This window comes from Paraburkholderia sp. SUR17, from assembly GCF_029536165.1.
Classification (GTDB): domain Bacteria; phylum Pseudomonadota; class Gammaproteobacteria; order Burkholderiales; family Burkholderiaceae; genus Paraburkholderia; species Paraburkholderia kururiensis.
In genome coordinates this window covers 3758393-3776223 of record NZ_CP120508.1, presented here as the reverse complement: position 1 = coordinate 3776223, position 17831 = coordinate 3758393, and the positions used below count along the sequence as shown (strand labels likewise).

Genomic DNA, 17831 nt, shown 5'->3' with positions numbered 1-17831 from the left:
TCGCATGTATTCGCGACGATCGCCGCGCTCAGCCGCGCCACAAATCTCAGCTGCTGCACCCGCAGCCGCCGCCTCCGGCTCCGCCGGCACAACCCGCCGCTTCGCCCGCATCGTTTGCAGCCTGTGCGGCATCCAGCGCGACCACGAAGTCGATCACGATCTGTTGCGGCCGGCGCTCCACGTACTCGATGCGCACCTGTCCGCCGTAGCGTTGCTCGATCTGGTACAGCAGCGGGAGCGGATCGTGGTCGTTGACGAAGCGCATGCGCTCGCCATCCGCGAGCGATTCGATGGCGCCGAATATGGCGCCATGCCGCAGACGCTTCGCAATGCCGCGTGCGTCGAAGATGAATGTGTTGAGGCTCGAACTGTCGGTCATGAAAAGCTCCTTTGAGAAGGAAAAAGTTAGGATCGGGAAAGATCAGGACGCGTTCGCGCGGCGCGAGGGACGCAGCGCGAACGCGCGTTGTTCACCGTCGCGCGGACCGTGGGAGTCGTGCGGACCGCGCTTGCGATGCGGACCATCCGGGCCGCCTCGGCCGCGGGTGCGCTGCGCCGACACCACCGCCGCCAGCAAGGTCAGCGCAAAGGCAGCAATGGCCGCGCCGCTCGCTGCGCCGCCTGCCTGACGCAGTGCGAATACATCGGTGAGCCCGCCCGTTACGCGCAGCGCGAGTGCGCCGTGAAGCGCGACGAGGGGCAGATAGAACACGGGGTGGTACTTCACCGGCAGTCGCGTAAGCGCCGGCAAGATGATGGGTGCGTGGCCAAACACCATCGAAAACACGAAGCCGAGTGTGAGCGCGTGCAGCGCTGCGTCGTGCCACGGGTGGCCCGGCAACAGCGCGCCGCTGAAGCCGAGCACACCGCTCACCGCGAGCCATCCGTAGCCGCTCAAAAGACACACCGCGATGAACCGCGTGAGCCCGCGTTGACGTACGGTGTAGCGCGCAATGTCGTATCGCGCGAGCCACGCGGCAAGCAACACGAGGCTCGCAGCGAAGAGCCGCATGCCGTTTGCGGGTTGCCACAGTGACCACGGAAGGCTTGCGAGTAGTCCCGCCACCGGCATGCAGAAGCTGAGCCGCGCGAAACGCGGCAGACGCAGCATGCGCGTGAGTTCGAGGCGTTCGGCCGCGATGGTGAGCACGAGAAACGCGAGCCATGCGGGCACCGCGTCCAGCACGTCGCCTGTAGCGAACCAGACGACATTGCCGAACCATCCGCACAGCCCCGCCAGCGCGAGCACGTAGAGATGAAACGCGCGCTGGCGTTGCAGTACGCGAAGATTCGCCGCGAGCGCGACGGTGGCAGCCATCACGAGCAACACTTGAGCGACCACAGGCGACGCGCCCGCGACCAGCATGACGCCCGCGAGAATCGCCGCAGCAGGCGCCACGAAATAGAGGCGCCGTTGCAGCGCGACGGCACGCTCGAGACTCACGAGTCCACCGAAGAACACGGGCAGTATGAGCACGCCGTGCCAGGCCGCATTCGCCGCCGCGTGCGCGGGCACGCTTACGCCGAGCCGCGCGAGGCCGGCCAGCAGCGCGCACGCGAGCGTCAGCGCGATCACGACGGCAGCAAGCACCTTGGCGCAGCGAATGAGCAAACGCGTGACGTTCATGGTGTCAGCTCTCGAGCCAGCCCAGCGCGTCACGCGCCGCGTCGCTCATCATGGACGGGTCCCATGCGGGTTCCCACACCAACTCCACGTCCACCTGTACGCCGGCGGGCGCGGCGGCCTCGGCGGCGGCCTTGACCTCTTCGAGCATCATTTCGCCCATCGGGCAGGCGGGCGACGTCATCGTGAGGTCGACTCTGATTCGGCCGTCCGCAGGAACGATGTCGTAGACGAGCCCGAGGTCGACAACGTTCACGCCCACCTCGGGGTCTACCACGGTGCGCAGCGCCTCGCGCATCCCGGCAATGATCGTGTTCATGGCAATCCTAAATGCGATGCAATGCAATGCGAGCGCGTGGCGCGGGCCGCGCACAGCCCGCGCCGTGCTACTCAAACGCGTTGCGTAACCCGCTTCGCCGTTGCGACCGGTTGCAGTCGCGTAGGCTCCACACGGCGCAGCAGGCGCAGCGCGAACCAGCCCAGGTAGAGCACGCCCGCGGCGAACAGCACGTCGCCCGGCACACGCATCCACACGAGGGCCTGCATGATGGGCGCGTGCACGATCTCAGGCGAACGCGCGTACCAGAGCCCCTTGCTGACGCTCGCCCAGGCTTCGTAGATACCCGAGGGCAGAATCGAGAGGAACACCATCATGAAGAGCCCCACATTGAGCAGCCAGAAGGCGGGCTTGAGCAGCGTGTCGTCCCACGCGGCGCGCGGCGAGAGGCCACGCAGGCAGAACAGCATCAGACCGATGCCGAGCATGCCGTACACGCCGAAGAGCGCGGCATGGCCGTGGGCCGGCGTCATGTTGAGGCCCTGCACGTAGTAGAGCGAGATGGGCGGATTGATCGCGAAGCCGAGCAGGCCCGCGCCCACCGTGTTCCACACGCCCACGGCCACGAAGCAGAGAATCACCCACTTGTAGGTTTGCACCCACGGCGCGGCTTCCGTTCTGCGATACGTGTGCCAGCCTTCCAGGCCAATCAGCGCGAGCGGCACCACTTCGCACGCAGAGAACACCGCACCCACGGCGATCACGGCAGTCGAGGCACCGGTGAAGTACAGGTGGTGCAGCGTGCCCAGAATGCCGCCCGAGAGGAACACGATGGTTTCGAGCACGATGGCGCGATTGGCGCTTTCGATGCGAATCAGCCCGAGCCTCGAGAAGATCAGCGCGATTACTGCCGTGGCGAACACTTCAAAGAAGCCTTCCACCCAAAGATGCACGAGCCACCATCTCCAGTACTCGATCATCGAGTAGTGCGTGTGTTGACCCCACGCAAGCGACGACGCGTAGAAGAGCCCGATGCAGGTCGCGGAGAGGAACACCATGGCGATCAAGCCGCGTCCGCTCGTGTTGCGGTCCTTGAGTGCGGGCAGCAGCGCACGGCCCAGCAGAAACAGCCAGAACAGCAGGCCGACGAACAGCAGCAGTTGCCACACGCGGCCCATGCTCGTATAGGCGAGCCCTTGATTACCGAGCCAGAAGCTGAAGTTCGTGCCGAGATGCTGCAAAGAGCCGATCCAGCCCAGCGCCGTGGACCCGGCCACGATGAAGATCAGCGCCCAGAACAGCACGTCGACGCCGAGCTTTTGCAGCTTCGGCTCGCGCCCGGAGAGCAGCGGCGCAATGTAGAGACCGGTAGCGAGCCAGGCCGTGGCGATCCACAGCACGCCGAGCTGCGTGTGAATCGTGCGGCTCACCACCCAGGGCAGCACTTCGGCAAGCGGCAAGCCGAAGAAGCTGTGTCCTTCCACCGCGTAGTGTGCGGTGATGGCGCCCATGCCGACCTGCGTGAGCAATAGCGCGATCACCACATAGAAGTACTTCTTCGTCGCACGCATGGAAGGCGTGGGTTCCACGCTGAAGAGCGGATCTGTAGCGGGCGTTTGCGCCGGCGTTTCGTCGCTGTTGTGCGCCGTGTGGTACCAGATCATGCCGGCGATGCCGCCCAGCAGCAGGATCACGCTCGCAATCGACCACATGCCGTTCGCCACCGTGGGCGTATTGCCGACGAGCGGCTCATGCGGCCAGTTGTTGGTGTACGTGATGTCCGATTGCCCGGGCCGGTTCGTGGTGGCCGACCACGCCGACCAGAACACGAACGAGGCGAGCGCGGTGCGGTCCGCGGCATTCGGAACGGAGCCCGCGGTCATCGCGTATTGGTCGCGCAGCGTGTCGAGCGAGGCGTCCGTGCCGAACAGGCCTTCGTAGTGCGCGGCGACCTCGCGAATGGCGACCGCCCGCGCGTCGGATACCGTGAGCCGGCCCGAGGCTGCGTCGTACCGGTTGGCGCGCATTTCGCGCTGCAGCCGTGCGTCGAGCAAGCCTTGCTGGTCGGCGGGCAGCGCCTGCCAGGTTTTGCCGAACTGCTGTTGGGCCCAGACGTCGCGCAGCCGCAGCGCTTCGCGGTGCAGCCAGTCGGCGGACCAGTCGGGCGCCACATAGCTGCCGTGGCCCCACACCGTGCCCACCTGCTGGCCGCCCGCGGCGAGCCACACCTGCTGGCCGCGGCGGATCTGGTCGCCCGTGAAGAGCGGCTGGCCGCTTTCGGTCACCACTTCGTTCGGAATCGGCGGTGCCGACAGATAGATTTCCCTGCCCAACCACAGCAGGGCCCCAAATGACAGCAGGCAGACGAGCCCGAGCCATGTCCATAAACGACGCGTAGATTGCACTTTCTTCTCCTTCCCAGCGGATGCCGCAAATGTGTCTGCGATCGCGTTGGGCTCGCAGGCGTTAAACATTCATTTCTCGTAAATGTTATCGGCATCATAGGTCGCGCTCAAAAGGGATGTAAAGCGCGAAAAGCAAGCGTCGCGACGGCGCCGCCGGAGCAGTGCCGAAGGAAAAATATATTGAAAATATGTATTTAGGCGCGCTGACGGCCACAGCGCCGCAGGTGGGCTGCGCTGTTTGGCCGCAGCCTCTTGAAGCGACGCGCGTGGTGGAGAAACAGCGGAAGGCGGCGCCTGGGCGCTCTTATATAGAGGACGTGACGGAGGCCGCGGGCTCGAACGTTTTCGCGATGCAGTCGATCAGCGTACGCACACGCCGCGGCTGCACGGCGCTTGCCGGGTAGACGATGCGCAGATCGATGTCGCCCGCCGAATAGTCGCTGAGTAGCTCCACGAGCGCGCCCGAGGCGAGGTCCGCCTCCACGTCGAACAGCGACTTCAGCCCAATGCCGTGGCCGTCCAGGCACCATTGGCGCGCGAGCCCGCCGTCGTTGGCCACGCGGCGGCCGCGCACCATCACGCGCTGGATGGCGCCGTCGATGCGGAACGGCCATTCGCCGTAGAGATCCTGCCCGAAGCGCACCACGATGCAGTCGTGCGCCGTGAGGTCGTTGGGATGCTGCGGCGTGCCGTGTGCAGCGAGGTACGCCGGCGAAGCGCACACAAGCCGCCGATATCCGCCCAGCGACCGGCTGCGCAGCGAACTGTCGGCAAGCATGCCGTGGCGGATGGCGAAGTCGAGCCCCTGGCCCACCAGGTCGACGTAACCGTCGCTCAGGTGCAGGTCCACGGTGACGCCGGGGTGGTCGGCCATGAAGGCGTCGAGAATCGGCACGATGCGGCGTCGGCCCATGTCGAGCGGCGCGCTCAGGCGAATGGGCCCGGACAGTGTGTGCATACCCAGCTTGATGGTGCTTTCCACTTCCTCCGCCTCGGCCAGCAGCCGCCGCGCGCCGGCCACGAGCATGCGCCCCTCGTCGGTGAGGCTGATGGCGCGTGTGGTGCGCACGAGGAGCGCCGCCCCGTAGTACTTCTCGAGCGAAGCCAGCCGCTCGGAGACCGTGGCCGGCGAAAGCCCGAAGTCCCGCCCCGCCGCCGCGAGGCCGCCTTTCTCCACGATGCGCAGGAACAGCGCGAGATTTTCCAGAATCACTTTTCGGCACTCCCGAAATATTTTTTCGAAACCTACCCGATTATCAGGAAAAGCCGCAAGGGCTACAGTCTGCCGCGCAATTGCCATTCAACGGCATCAACGGACTCAACCAGGAAAGGAATCCGCCATGGACATGGAATATCGCGCGCTGGGACGTTCGGGACTCAAGGTGCCCGTGCTGAGCTTCGGGGCTGGCACGTTCGGCGGCGCCGGGCCGCTCTTCGGCGCGTGGGGCAATACGGACGCCGCCGAGGCCCGCCGTCTGATCGACATCTGTCTGGACGCAGGTGTGAATCTCTTCGATACCGCGGACGTGTACTCGAACGGCGCCTCCGAGGAAGTGCTGGGCGCCGCCATCAAGGGCCGCCGCGACCGCGTGCTGATCTCGACCAAGACCGGCCTGCCGACAGGCGACGGCCCGAACGACGCCGGCACCTCGCGCTTTCGTCTTGTCCGCGCGGTGGACGACGCGCTGCGCCGACTCGGCACCGACTACATCGACCTGCTGCAACTGCACGCCTTCGACGCGGCCACGCCCATCGAAGAAGTGCTGGCCACGCTCGACAGCCTCGTGCGCGCCGGCAAGCTGCGTTACGTGGGCGTGTCGAACTTCGCGGGCTGGCAGATCATGAAGTCGCTCGCGGTGGCGGACCAGCACGGCTGGCCGCGTTATGTGGCCAACCAGGTCTACTACTCGCTGATCGGCCGCGACTACGAGTGGGACCTGATGCCGCTCGGCGCGGACCAGGGCCTGGGCGCGCTGGTGTGGAGCCCGCTGGGCTGGGGGCGCCTGACGGGCCAGATCCGGCGCGGCGCGCCGCTGCCCGAACGCAGCCGGCTACACGAAACGGCGAGCTACGGGCCGCCGGTGGACGACGACTATCTCTACCGCGTGGTCGATGCGCTGGACGAAGTGGCCGCCGAGACTGGCAAGACGGTGCCGCAGGTCGCGTTGAACTGGCTGCTGCAACGGCCCACGGTGTCGTCGGTGATCATCGGGGCGCGCAACGAGGCGCAACTGCGGCAGAACCTGGGCGCCGTGGGCTGGGCGCTTACTGCCGAACAGGTGGCGCGGCTGGATGCGGCCAGCGCCGTTACGGCGCCTTATCCGTACTTTCCGTATCGACGGCAGGAGGCGTTTGCGCGGCTTAATGCGCCGATTTAATGTGCCGATGCGGGTGAGAGGGCGAAATGCCTTAATGAGGTTCGCCCGGCATCGCGTACAAGACCAGATCAGCGCCGTCGATGCCGTGATAGCGCATCGACAGCCGGTACCCGAGCCGATGCAACTGCAAGGGAATCTCGATCATGTCCGGCGCGTGGTGATAGATGCTCACGGCGAGCATGGGCTTCTTCTCGCGAAGAAGCTCCAGCGATTCGGTGATGATGGCCGACTCCGCGCCTTCCACGTCGAACTTGACGTAGCACGGGCCGTCCACGTCCTTCATGAAATGTTCGAGCGTATGGCAGCGCACCACGACCTGGCCGGTTTCGGACAGCCGCGCCGCCATGTCGCCGGTCGCATCGAACCGGAGTTCGCCTTCTTTGCCGTCCACCGCCGCGTGGTGCGCGACGTGATCGATGCCAAGCGCCGCGAGATACGCTCGCAGCTTCGCGAAATTCTGCGGGTCTGCTTCGATCGCGATGATCTTGCCCGGACGCGGAAAGTGCTCGACGAAGAGCTTCACCGTGTCGCCGTCGAAGGCGCCGGCGTCGATGAAACTGACCTTCTCCTCGAACGGTAAGCCGATGCCGTCCGGGAAATACGGCGTGGCCGAATGCTCCTCGAAGTTCCATTCGAGCGTGAGGCGAAACGTGAGTTGTTCCAGGAACGTGCGGCGCGAGGTTTCATCGGCCAGCGCTTCGTACAGCGCCAAGATGTCGTCCCGATAGCGGCGATAGACGTCCGGATGCGCGGCGTGTGCAAACGTCAGTTGCGGAAAGAGCCACGGTATATGCATGAACGACAGCGTGTTCGGACCGAATCGCTGCAGCGTCTTGAAGTAGTCGTGGCGCGGATTGTGGATGCACACGATCACCGTGGTCGAAGGGTCGGGCCGCTCGCCGAACACCGGCAACCCTTCGATCGTCGTGCCCCGCTTGCCGGGCGTGTCGTCGATGAATCCACGCGGCTCGACACCGATCTGCCTGAACTGCGCGAGCGCCGCGCGTCCCATGTTGCCCGCGCCGAGCAAACAGAAGTTGTTCGGATCGAAAGCGGCCGTCTTCGCTTCGAGTTCGCGGGCCGCGCGCTCGAACAGCGCGTCGATGGTTTCGTGGAGGGATGTCATAGCCTGTTGATCCTGCTTTGCCGCCATTCGATGGCAGACGGTGCCGTCTTTCGGCCCTGGCCGAAGAACACGCGCTCTTCGTTCGTTTTCAGGCGGTCGCCCAGCATGCCCATGAAGTCGTATTGCTGGGCCATGAACGGCGGCACGATGATGTGATTGACGGCACGCCGCTTCGCGTTCGACGAATTCTTTCCGGTGCGGTGAAACAGCATGCTGTCGAACAGAATCCAGTCGCCGGGCTGCGCGTGCACGCACAACTGGTTTTCCAGCACGTAGCGGTCCGACGGAAATTGCTCGACCTTGTGCGTGGCGGGCAGCACATAAGTGCCGCCCGTGACGTCGTCGAACGGATCCACGCAAAGCAGCGCGCTCAGTGCGAGGCAGCGCGACGAAGTCCAGTGCTGATAGTTCAGGTCGCGATGCCACGAGAACTGATAGTGGTTCGTCGTGGGCACGTTGATGATCGCGTTCTGGGAATACAGGATGTAGTTCCTGCCCAGTAGCGCGTTTGCCACGGCGTGCACCTTGGGGTCCATCGCGACATCGACGAACAGGTCGAAATCGGCGCAGGGCGCTCTCGCGATGTTCGCGTCGTTGATTCGAGCCAGGTTTTGCTCGCCGCCCAGAATCTCGCACTGCTTCTGGTACGACTTGTCCGAATACTCCGAGACAAGCGCGATCGTGGCGGCATCGAAGCTGCCTGGAATGATGCTATAGCCCTTCGTGAAAATCTCTTCGACGCAGAAGTCGATGTCCGTGGCCGATGTGTGCCGTTCGGTGATGCCGTGGCAGATAACGTGTTGGTCGAGCGTGCTCATTGTCTGGGCGAGATATCAAGCGATCGGATTCAAAGCGGCCACGAATAGAAATCGTGCACGACGGTGCGCGCGCCGAACGCCTCTTTCTGGGCGATGAGCCCCGCGTTCAGTTTCAATCCCTGCTCTTCGGTCGAAATGCCGAAGCTGAAAAACGTGCGGTCGCGATACTTCGCGATCAGTTCGGCCACCAGCAGATCCAGTGCGCCGATTTCGCGGCCGTCATCGGAATTCGCCATGTATTGCGTGTGGACGACGTGCCCGAAGTCGTACACGACGACACCGGCAAGCAGCGCCTCGTCCCGTTGCGCGACGTGCAGCGTGATGGCGTCGGGAAAGCGTCCCGACAGCAACTTCAGTTCAGCGCACGAGTGCGTGGGCTTCGCGCCGAACTTCCCGAGCACCTGCGAAAGCAGCGTGTGAAAGCCCTCGAAGTCCTGCGACTGCTGAACCGTGACGCCGCATTTCTTCGCCTTGTTGATGGCCCACTTGCGGCCCTTCGAAAACGAAAACGGCTCTTGCAGATGAATCACCGACGACGCATCGCGCCGAATCAGCTTCGCGCCGGCGCAGGTCAACGCATAGAGATCGTTCTGGCAAGGCAGGCTGTGAAATACCGCGGGAATCGCCTTGTAGACGATCGTCTGGATGCCGAGCGCGAGGTAGTGTTCCCGAATCGCGGCGAAGGCGAGCAGCGTGTCGTGCGTGCCCAGGTCTTCGGTGTGAAGCAGTCCGCCGTAGGTGAGCCCGCCGTGCGAACTCACCGTGTCGCTGCTGCGGCTCGCGGGAAACACGGCCACGGGTTTCTGGTTGCGCAACAGGATCAGCGAGCAGTCATCGAACCGGTCCCGGTGGTAATCCATGTAGCCGCGCAGATGCAGCAGATTGCCGTTGCACGACTGCCGCACCGTCTGGTCCCAGAGGGCAGCGTCTTCCGTCGAATAGGGCTTGAGCGAGATTGTCGTGTCCACGGCCGGTGTCGAGGTTCAACGTGGTTCGATCTCGTCGAGCGTTACGCCCGTCGCTTTTGCGCAGCCGAAGCCGTCGTAGCCCATGTTGTTGCCGTTGTAGAACATGTAGGTGTCGTCGCGTACGGTAATCAACGCGGGGTAGCAGAGCGTTTGCGCGTCCCAGCCGGTCGCGGAGAGCGCGATGCCGAGCTGATCGTCGTGCCGCGTCCAGCGCCTGCCATCGGGCGAGCGCGCAAGCCCGGGGAAGTAGTCGCCCTCGCGCGTGCCCTTCGTGTAATACATGACGTGCTCGCCGCCCATCACGTAGACGCGCGGCCGGCCGATGCGGTACTCGCTGTCGCGCACGTCGACGCAAAGATCGCCTTGCCGCGGCACGTCGAGCAGGTCGTCGGCTTCGACGTAGCGAATGTGATATTGCGGAAACGGCTTGCCGTCGATGATTTCCCAATCGTCGCCGGATGCGTACCAGAGCCGCCAGCGGCCGTTTTCGAAGCGCGCCGTGTGGATTGCGCCGATGGTGGACTGGCCTGCTGCGCGATCGAGAATCGGCGATTCGCTGATACGCGCAAACGAGTGGCCGCCGTCGGTGGAAAGCGCGACACCGCTGAAGGCGAGGAACTTGGCCTTCGCCACGAGCTGAAAGCCCACGTAGAACAGGTACACGCCGCGCGGGCCGCGCACGACGTCGCCCAGAATGACGCCGTTGTCGTCGAAGCAGCCGTTGCGGCCGATGTCGAGCACGGGTGCATCCGACACATGAACGACGCGTCGAGGGTCTTCGGCGTCCACATCCACGTAGCCGATGCGGCTCACGCCCGCTTCGTCGCGAAAGCCCGCATACACGCGAATCGTGCGGTCATCGAGCCTGAAGGGCGTGGGTGTGAGCGCCGAGTTCTTCATCCACGGCTTGCCCTGCGTCGCGGTATGAAAAACGGCGCCCAGTTTTTCCCAATGAATCGTCGTCATGTGCGTGCGGAAGAGGTCTTACAGGTCCACTTCGGTGGCGAGCTTGCCCGGCACCTGCTTCGCGCCGGTGGCAACGTAGACGCGGTTGGCTTCGGTGTCTTTGGTGATGAGGGCGCCCGAGCCGATCACGCATTGATCGCCCACCTTCACGTGGTCGTTGAACGTGCTGTTCACGCCGAGAAAGCAGTATTCGCCAATCTCGCAGTAGCCCGAGATCACCACGTGCGACGAAATGAACGTGTGGTCTTTGACAACGCTGCGGTGACCCACATGGTTGCCGCTCCACAGAATGCAGTTGTTGCCGATGGTCACGAACGGCTGAATCACGTTGTTCTCGAAGATGAACGTGTTTTCGCCGACCACCGCGTTGCGCCACACGAACGCACGCGAGCTGATGTAGGTGGCGAAGCGATAGCCCTTCTTCTTGGCGTCCAGGTAGAAACGCGTTCGCAGCGCGTTGAGCTGCGACGACGGAATCGCCACGAACACGGTGTATTCCGACGGCGGATAGAGCGTTTCGAGCTCTTCGTACGCAACCACGGGTTTGCCGTTGAGTTCCGGCTGGCGGATGTAGTCGCGCTCCACCGAGAACGCCACGACCTCATAGTCGGAATCGTGCGTGAAGTATTCGTCTGCGATCTCGGCCATTTCGCCGGCGCCGATCAATACGAGTTTCCTGGTCATCTTTGCTCCTCCTTCAAAGACCCGGCTATGGATAACCGGGTCTGCTCATACCGCGACTGCCTGTGCCGCGTTACTTGTATCTCAGCCTGCGGGAATGAATGCATGCCATTGCCCGAGGAAGCGGTCGTCGGCACCCGGCACGCCCGCCGCCAGTTCCCGCATCAACACGCTGAAGGGCGCCATGTCTGCCACATCCGCCATGCGGGTCGCGATCAGGGCGTCCACGGTCCGGTAGCACTGCGCGGCCTGCTCGTGCTGTAGCTTGCCGAGGCGCTGTCCTGCCACGCCCAGCGCGGCCCACGCGAGAACGGCGAGCTTGTACGCGTGGCTCGTCGTCTGCTGCGTGATCTGCTGCGGGCTCAGGCGAAAGTAGCCGAGCGGGTCGTTGATCACGCACAGCGGCTTGCGCAGGCTCGCCGTGAGAAAGAGCCCGATGTCCGCGAGACCGACGTACGAAATGCCGGCAAGCGTCGTGTCGAGCAGCAGGTTCGCAGCGTCGCGCGTGAATACCGCGTTCGAAAATTCACCGAGCCAGTTGTTGCACGCCGGCACCGTCAACGCGAAGGCAAGCTCGGGCGGCAGCGAAAACACGCGCTGCTGATGCTGGACGACCGCGTCCGGACGCGGCAACTGACTCACGGGCTGGCCGGACTCGAGCGCGGTCCACCGGCGGCTTACCGAGCAGTCGAACGAGCCGCCCGCGTGTACCGCGGCGTGGAACGCGTAGAACTCGGGATAGATGACGTCGTCGTCGAAGAGCAGATGGGCCAGCGGCGTTGCGCCATTCCACGTCCTCAGCAAATGCCGGCAGTTTTCGATCCCGCCCGCGCGCGGACCCTGGATCACTTCGATGTTCATGTCCGCCGTCGCGCTTTTGAGCGGTTCGCTTTGCAGCGCGGCGAGAAACGCGCCGTCGGGACTGTCGTCGGAAACGATGATGCGCGCCGGCTTCAGCGTTTGGTGCTTGAGCGCGATGAGCAGTTCGTTGAGGTACTTCGGCTTGTAAGCCGGAATGAGCGTCGTGATGGTCATGAATTTATGGGCGCGGCTTATGGGCCCGAAACGCCGCCGAAGTAGTCCATCACGGCCTGCGCGACGGTATGCACGTGCTCGGCCTGCAGATACGTGGCAAAAGGAAGGCTCAGCACTTCAGACTGCAAACGCGTGGCGATGGGCAGATCGGGCCACGTCTCGTTCGCGTAAGCGCGCTGATGGTGGCTCGCAATCGGGTAGTGGACGAGCGTGCCGATGCCGCGTTCGGTCAGGTGCGCCTGCAGCGCATCGCGATGCGGCGTCTGGATGACGAAGAGATGCCAGACCGGCTCCACATGCGGCAGCGCGACCGGCAATTGCAGCGGCGCCTGGCCGAGCGCTTCGGCATAGGCGCTTGCCAGCGCGGTGCGGCGCGCGTTGTCCTCGTCGAGATAGCGCAGCTTCACGCGCAGCACGGCCGACTGTATCTCGTCCAGACGCGAATTGACGCCGGCCAGATCGTGCCGGTACTTCACCTCGGAACCATAGTTGCGCAGCTTGCGCAACGTGGCGGCGAGTTCGGGGTCGTTCGTCGTCACGGCACCGCCGTCGCCCAGTGCGCCCAGGTTCTTGCCGGGGTAGAAGCTGAATCCCGCGGCGTCGCCCAGACCGCCTGCACGGCGGCCGCGATAACGGGCACCGTGCGCCTGCGCGGCGTCTTCGATCACGCGCAGGCCGTGCTTGCGCGCAATCGCGTTGATGGGGTCCATGTCGGCAGGCTGGCCGTACAGGTGCACCGGCATGATGGCGCGCGTGCGCGGCGTGATGGTGGCTTCGACGCGCTGCGGGTCGAGGTTGCAGGTCGTCGGGTCTGGTTCGACAGGGATGATGCGCGCACCGGCCTGGCTCACGGCGAGCCACGTCGCGATGAACGTGTTCGACGGCACGATCACTTCGTCGCCGGGGCCAATGCCGTAGGCGCGCAGAATCAGATGCAGCGCGTCGAGCCCATTCGCCACGCCGATGCAGTGCTCCACGCCGCAATACGCGGCGAATTCGCGTTCGAAGGCGAGGGTTTCTTCGCCCAGCACGTAACGGCCGGAGTCGATGACGCGGCCCACCGCGCTGCGTATCTCGTCTTCGTAGCGCGCGTTGGCCAGCTTGAGATTCAGGAAATCGATTTTCATGCGTCGTTGCCGGTGCGCCGGCAGCCAGAATGTGCCCGGACGGTTCGCTTCAGGCCGCGGCGGCTTCGGGGTTGCGCGCAAGACGCAGGAATTCGTCGTGGTCACGGATGTAGTCCGCGGGATCGAATGCTGCCGAGGCGAGCACCATGCAGACGCCGCCCGACGAGAAGTTGTCGAGCGTGCGCCACATCATCGGGCAGATGTAGAGGCCGTAATACGAGCGGTTCAGATGAAAGCGCCGCTGCCGGTCGCCGTCGTCGAGCACGATGTCGAAGCTGCCCGACATCGCGATCACGAACTGATGCAGGTTGCGGTGCGCGTGCGAGCCGCGGTCCGAGCCACCCGGCACGTCGTAGAGGTAGTAGACCCGCTTGATATCAAACGGGACGTGGTTGTCGCCTTCAACGAACGTGAGATTGCCGCGCGGGTCGGTAATCTTGGGCAACTCGATGATCCGGCAGTCGTTGAGTGGCATGACCACGTTCCTCCTGGCTCTATCCATTGACATTGAGCGCGCGTCGCGCGGGAGCCGCCGCGCACGGCTTTATGACTGGATAAAGCTTAGCCCTGTGGGCCGCCTTTCAATCCGCCAAACAGAATGGGCGTTTTGCCCCAATTCCGTGGGCGGGCTCTCCAGCGCGCTTACTGCGTGACCGCGCGCTTCGCTTCGATAGCGGCATCCACCAATGCGCCGCGCGTGCGTTCGAAAACTTCCAGGTAGCCGGCGTCGCCGGTTTCGATGGCCGCGAGCTTGAGCGCATCCAGCATGGCGAGTTCGCCCGGATAAGGGCACACGATCGAGCCGGACATCGGCAGACTCAACGGATCGAAACGCGCGGCGCGCCAGTGCGGCTCGGTGGCCAGCAGCAAAGACGCAATGCGCTCGATCACGAACACCTTGGCCGGCACCATCGTGCTGCCGTAGGCCACCGGCCCGTTGAGCAGCGCGGCAAGCTCGCCGTTGCCGCCTTCCGCCACGCCAAGGAGCATTTCGCAGGCAAGCAGCCAGCGACGCCAGAACGCGGGCGTGGCCACGAAGTAGTTGCAGAAGATGCTCGAGCGCGAGTCCATGGCGAGCGTGTGCGGGTCGAACCCGGGCGCGACATAGGGCACCGCGCTTTCGAACACGCGCCAGATGTCGGGGTGATTGGTGGCCGCCTGCTCGAAGGTGTTCAGATGGAACGCGCCCTGATCGAAGTAGGGCGAGAAGCTGATGACGTCCGTATTGGCCGGCACGCTCGCAATGAACGCGTTGACGGCGTTGGAGTCGAGCAGCGTCTTTTGCGCGAAGCGCGGCGAAAGGAAGCCGTAGAGCGTGTTTTCCTTCAGCGGACGCGAGAACAGGAACGTGCGAATGGGCCAGTATTCACGCCAGTCCGCACGGCCGTCGCGGTTGTCGAGCGGAATGAAGCCGGGGTCGAGCAGCAGGCGCGTTTCGTCCGAGTAAAAAATCTGGTGGATCTCGATGCGCCGGTTGCCGGCCGCCTGCCGTGAGGGTTCAAGCATGATCTGCCTCTGAAAGTTGCTCGCGGGTTTGCTCGTTTCGAGTCCGTGCGAGAGGGCCCATGGGGCCACACAAGGCAGCAGTTTGACTGCCGTGCGCCGATTCTTATCGCTGGAACAGCAAGCCAATTCCCGCCTATTTCGGGGCCAAGGCGGTGGCGGGGCGGACGGCTTGCGGCGCCGCAGCGCGCGAGGCGCGGTGCCGCAAACGCACGGCAGCCGGCCTTCACGCTCTCGCGTTGCTGTCCAAAATGGACTGAAAACAAGGTGCTTTTCCGTCGATTGAAAGCCGGGCGTCAGCGCTAAGCTCCTTTATCCGCCGGAAGGCCGCCAGTACGCGCCGGGCCGGGCCGTCTCCATTTTTTGTCTGTCTCCCATGAAGCCCATCCGCCTCGTCTGCGGCACCCGCCACAACGAAGCCGACTTCGTCGCGAACTCCGCGCTCGGTCGCTCGCTGAAGCTCTATCACCACACGCCGCCCGCGCAGTTGCTGCTGTTCGACAACAACACGACAGGCCTGTCCACCCTTTACAACCGCGCCATCGACCACGCCGCGCAGAACCCCGCGATTCTCGTCTTCATCCACGACGACATCTCGCTGTGCGACTTCTTCTGGCTGGAGCGCATCTACGAAGCGGTCCAACATTTCGACGTGGCGGGCCTTGCGGGCAACACGCGGCGCGTGCCGCGCCAGCCGGCGTGGGCCTTCGTCACGCCGGACTTCCAGTGGGACGCGCGCGAGTACCTGAGCGGCGTGGTGGGCCACGGCAAGGGCTTTCCGTGCACGAATGTGTCGCGCTTCGGTCCGGCGGGCCTGGAATGCAAGCTGCTGGACGGACTCATGCTGATTGCCGACAGCGAGCGCCTCGTGCAAAGCGGTGTGCGCTTCGACGAGCAGTTCGACTTCCACTTCTACGACATGGACTTCTGCCGCCAGGCCGAACTCAAGGGCCTGCGTATGGGCACCTGGCCCATCAGCGTCGTGCACGAGAGCGGCGGCGCGTTCGGCACGCCTTCGTGGCGCGCCGGTTACGAGCGCTATCTGCGCAAATACGGCGAATGAGCACGTTGCCTGGCGCTTCGTTTCCTCAAGGTGCGCCGGCGCCGGCAGGTGCCGTGCCGCCCATCGAAAGCGGCCTCGCGCTTCAGCACGCGGGGCGCTTCGCGGAAGCGGCGGCCGTCTATCGGCAGATTCTCGCGGTGCAGCCGACTCACCCGGACGCGTTGCATCTGCTCGGGCTTATCGCGTATCACGAAGGCAACTACGCGGGCTCGATGGAGCTCATCATGGCCGCGCTCACGCATCGCGCGAGCGAGATCTACTACAGCAACCTGGGCAACGCGCTGGGCGCCATGGGCAAGCGCGCGGCGGCGATGGAAAGCTATCGCCAGGCCATTGCGCTCAAGCCCGACTACATCCACGCGCACAACAACCTCGGCAACATGCTGCGCGACGACGGGAAGTTTGCCGAGGCCGTGCAGTGCTTCAAGACGGTGATCGCGCTCAAGCCCGATCACGCGGAGGCCTACAACAACCTCGCCAACGCGCAGGTGGATCTGGGCGACCTGGACGGCGCGATTGCGAGCTATCGCCGCGCCATTGCGTTGCGGCCCGATCTGGCGTCGGCGCGCAGCAATCTGCTGTTTATCTTGAGCTATCGCGAGGACTTGAGCCCGGCCGCGTATCTGGAGGAGGCTCGGGCGTTCGGCGAAGAGGTGAGTGCGCGGGCGCGTGCATGGACGAGCTGGAACGTGCCGCTCACGCCGCATCGTAACGGCCGCCCCTTGCGCGTGGGCCTCGTTTCCGGCGACTTCAAGGTGCACCCGACGGGGCACTTTCTGGAGAGCATCCTCGCGCATATCGATCCGCGCCGGCTCGAACTCGTGGCATACCCCACGCGCCGGCTCGAAGACGCGCTCACCGCACGCATCAAACCGCGCTTCGCCGCATGGACGAATCTCGCCGCCCTTTCCGACGAAGCCGCGGCGCAGCGTATTCGCGAAGATCGCATCGACATTCTCGTGGACCTCTCGGGCCACATGAACTTCAACCGGCTGCCGGTGTTCGCGTGGCGGCCCGCGCCGGTGCAGGCGAGCTGGCTCGGCTATTTCGCGAGCACGGGGCTGGCGTCGATCGATTACGTGCTGGGCGACCCGCACGTGTTGCCCGCAGGCAGCGAGGCGCAGTTCGTCGAGAAGCTCTGGCGTCTTCCCGACAGCTATCTCTGCTTCACGCCGCCCGCCGACCAGGTGGCCGTCGGCCCGCTGCCGATGCTTGCGCAGCAGCACGTCACCTTCGGCTGCTTCAACCATCTGATGAAGATGAACGATGCGGTGGTGGCCGTATGGGCGCGCGTGCTGCACGCGGTGCCGGGCGCGCGGCTCTTTCTCAAGGCGGCGCAACTGGATGCCGCGTTCGCGCGCGAGACCACGCTGCGCCGTTTCGCGGCGCACGGCATCGGCGCGCAACGGTTGATTCTGGAAGGCCGCTCGCCGCGCAACGAATACTTCGCGGCCTACAACCGCGTGGATATCGCGCTGAGTCCGTTCCCTTATCCCGGTGGCACGACGAGCGTCGAAGGGCTGTGGATGGGCGTGCCGGTGCTGTGCCGCCGCGGCGACCGTTTCCTCTCGAACATTTGCACGAGCATGCTGCATTCTGCGGGGCTGCCCGACTGGATCGCCGAAGACAACGACGACTATGTCGCGAAGGCCGTGGCGTTTGCGCACGACCGCGAACGGCTGGCTGCGCTGCGCGGCACGTTGCGTGCGTCCATGCTGGCCTCGCCGCTTTGCGATGCGGCGCGCTTCGCGCGCAACCTGGAAGCCGCGTTCGAAGGCATGTGGCAGGCGCGCGTGGCGAGCGCTTCGTGACCCCAGCGCCTGATCGCGAGCCTCATCTGACGAACCGCAGCGCTACTTG

General features: G+C 64.6%; 16 protein-coding genes and 1 pseudogene. 3 read left to right on the top strand and 14 right to left on the bottom strand.

Annotated elements, in window-relative coordinates:
* Positions 1-139: 139 nt before the first annotated feature.
* The 5 genes and pseudogenes from P2869_RS16920 to P2869_RS16900 form a co-directional block, all read right to left on the bottom strand.
* Positions 140-379, bottom strand: a pseudogene (locus tag P2869_RS16920) (DUF2249 domain-containing protein); the annotation flags it as partial.
* A 42-nt stretch (positions 380-421) separates the two neighbouring features.
* Complete coding sequence (locus tag P2869_RS16915; protein WP_277597043.1) at positions 422-1627, bottom strand: hypothetical protein; 1206 nt, start codon at positions 1625-1627, stop codon at positions 422-424.
* A 4-nt stretch (positions 1628-1631) separates the two neighbouring features.
* Positions 1632-1943: a metal-sulfur cluster assembly factor gene (locus tag P2869_RS16910; RefSeq protein WP_017772193.1), complete on the bottom strand. Its 312-nt coding sequence runs from the start codon at positions 1941-1943 to the stop codon at positions 1632-1634.
* 71 nt (positions 1944-2014) lie between these two features.
* Entirely contained in the window at positions 2015-4306 is a 2292-nt protein-coding gene (locus tag P2869_RS16905; RefSeq protein WP_042302097.1) for a nitric-oxide reductase large subunit, read from the bottom strand.
* Positions 4307-4610: 304 nt separating this feature from the next.
* A complete protein-coding gene (locus P2869_RS16900; RefSeq protein ID WP_017772191.1) occupies positions 4611-5519 on the bottom strand; it encodes a LysR family transcriptional regulator in 909 nt (302 codons plus the stop codon).
* 133 nt (positions 5520-5652) lie between these two features.
* Between P2869_RS16900 and P2869_RS16895 the strand changes: the two genes are divergently transcribed.
* Entirely contained in the window at positions 5653-6684 is a 1032-nt protein-coding gene (locus P2869_RS16895; protein ID WP_277598162.1) for an aldo/keto reductase, read from the top strand.
* 31 nt (positions 6685-6715) lie between these two features.
* Here the strand turns inward: P2869_RS16895 and P2869_RS16890 are convergent, their stop codons facing one another.
* The 9 genes from P2869_RS16890 to P2869_RS16850 form a co-directional block, all read right to left on the bottom strand.
* The gene (locus tag P2869_RS16890) at positions 6716-7810 is read right to left on the bottom strand and encodes an FkbM family methyltransferase (RefSeq protein WP_277597042.1); all 1095 of its coding nucleotides are present in this window, start codon (positions 7808-7810) and stop codon (positions 6716-6718) included.
* Positions 7807-8628, bottom strand: coding sequence for a phytanoyl-CoA dioxygenase family protein (locus tag P2869_RS16885; protein ID WP_017772188.1), 822 nt, complete (start codon positions 8626-8628; stop codon positions 7807-7809). Before P2869_RS16885 ends, P2869_RS16890 begins: the two co-directional genes overlap by 4 nt.
* 29 nt (positions 8629-8657) lie before the next feature.
* Positions 8658-9596: a GNAT family N-acetyltransferase gene (locus P2869_RS16880; protein WP_277597041.1), complete on the bottom strand. Its 939-nt coding sequence runs from the start codon at positions 9594-9596 to the stop codon at positions 8658-8660.
* A 15-nt stretch (positions 9597-9611) separates the two neighbouring features.
* Positions 9612-10562, bottom strand: a complete 951-nt coding sequence (locus tag P2869_RS16875) for a hypothetical protein (RefSeq protein ID WP_277597040.1) — start codon at positions 10560-10562, stop codon at positions 9612-9614.
* 18 nt (positions 10563-10580) lie between these two features.
* Entirely contained in the window at positions 10581-11246 is a 666-nt protein-coding gene (locus P2869_RS16870; RefSeq protein ID WP_277597038.1) for an acetyltransferase, read from the bottom strand.
* 81 nt (positions 11247-11327) lie between these two features.
* Positions 11328-12278: a glycosyltransferase family A protein gene (locus P2869_RS16865; protein ID WP_277597037.1), complete on the bottom strand. Its 951-nt coding sequence runs from the start codon at positions 12276-12278 to the stop codon at positions 11328-11330.
* Positions 12279-12295: 17 nt separating this feature from the next.
* Positions 12296-13405 carry a DegT/DnrJ/EryC1/StrS family aminotransferase gene (locus P2869_RS16860; RefSeq protein ID WP_277597036.1) on the bottom strand — a complete coding sequence of 370 codons (1110 nt, stop codon included), beginning with the start codon at positions 13403-13405 and terminating at the stop codon, positions 12296-12298.
* Between the two features lie 49 nt (positions 13406-13454).
* Positions 13455-13880, bottom strand: coding sequence for an FdtA/QdtA family cupin domain-containing protein (locus P2869_RS16855; RefSeq protein WP_017772182.1), 426 nt, complete (start codon positions 13878-13880; stop codon positions 13455-13457).
* Between the two features lie 167 nt (positions 13881-14047).
* Positions 14048-14911: a hypothetical protein gene (locus tag P2869_RS16850; RefSeq protein ID WP_277597035.1), complete on the bottom strand. Its 864-nt coding sequence runs from the start codon at positions 14909-14911 to the stop codon at positions 14048-14050.
* Between the two features lie 373 nt (positions 14912-15284).
* Here P2869_RS16850 and P2869_RS16845 point away from each other — a divergent pair, with 373 nt between their 5' ends.
* Positions 15285-15971: a glycosyltransferase gene (locus P2869_RS16845; RefSeq protein WP_277597034.1), complete on the top strand. Its 687-nt coding sequence runs from the start codon at positions 15285-15287 to the stop codon at positions 15969-15971.
* Entirely contained in the window at positions 15968-17782 is a 1815-nt protein-coding gene (locus P2869_RS16840; protein ID WP_277597033.1) for a tetratricopeptide repeat protein, read from the top strand. Before P2869_RS16845 ends, P2869_RS16840 begins: the two co-directional genes overlap by 4 nt.
* Positions 17783-17831 lie beyond the last annotated feature (49 nt).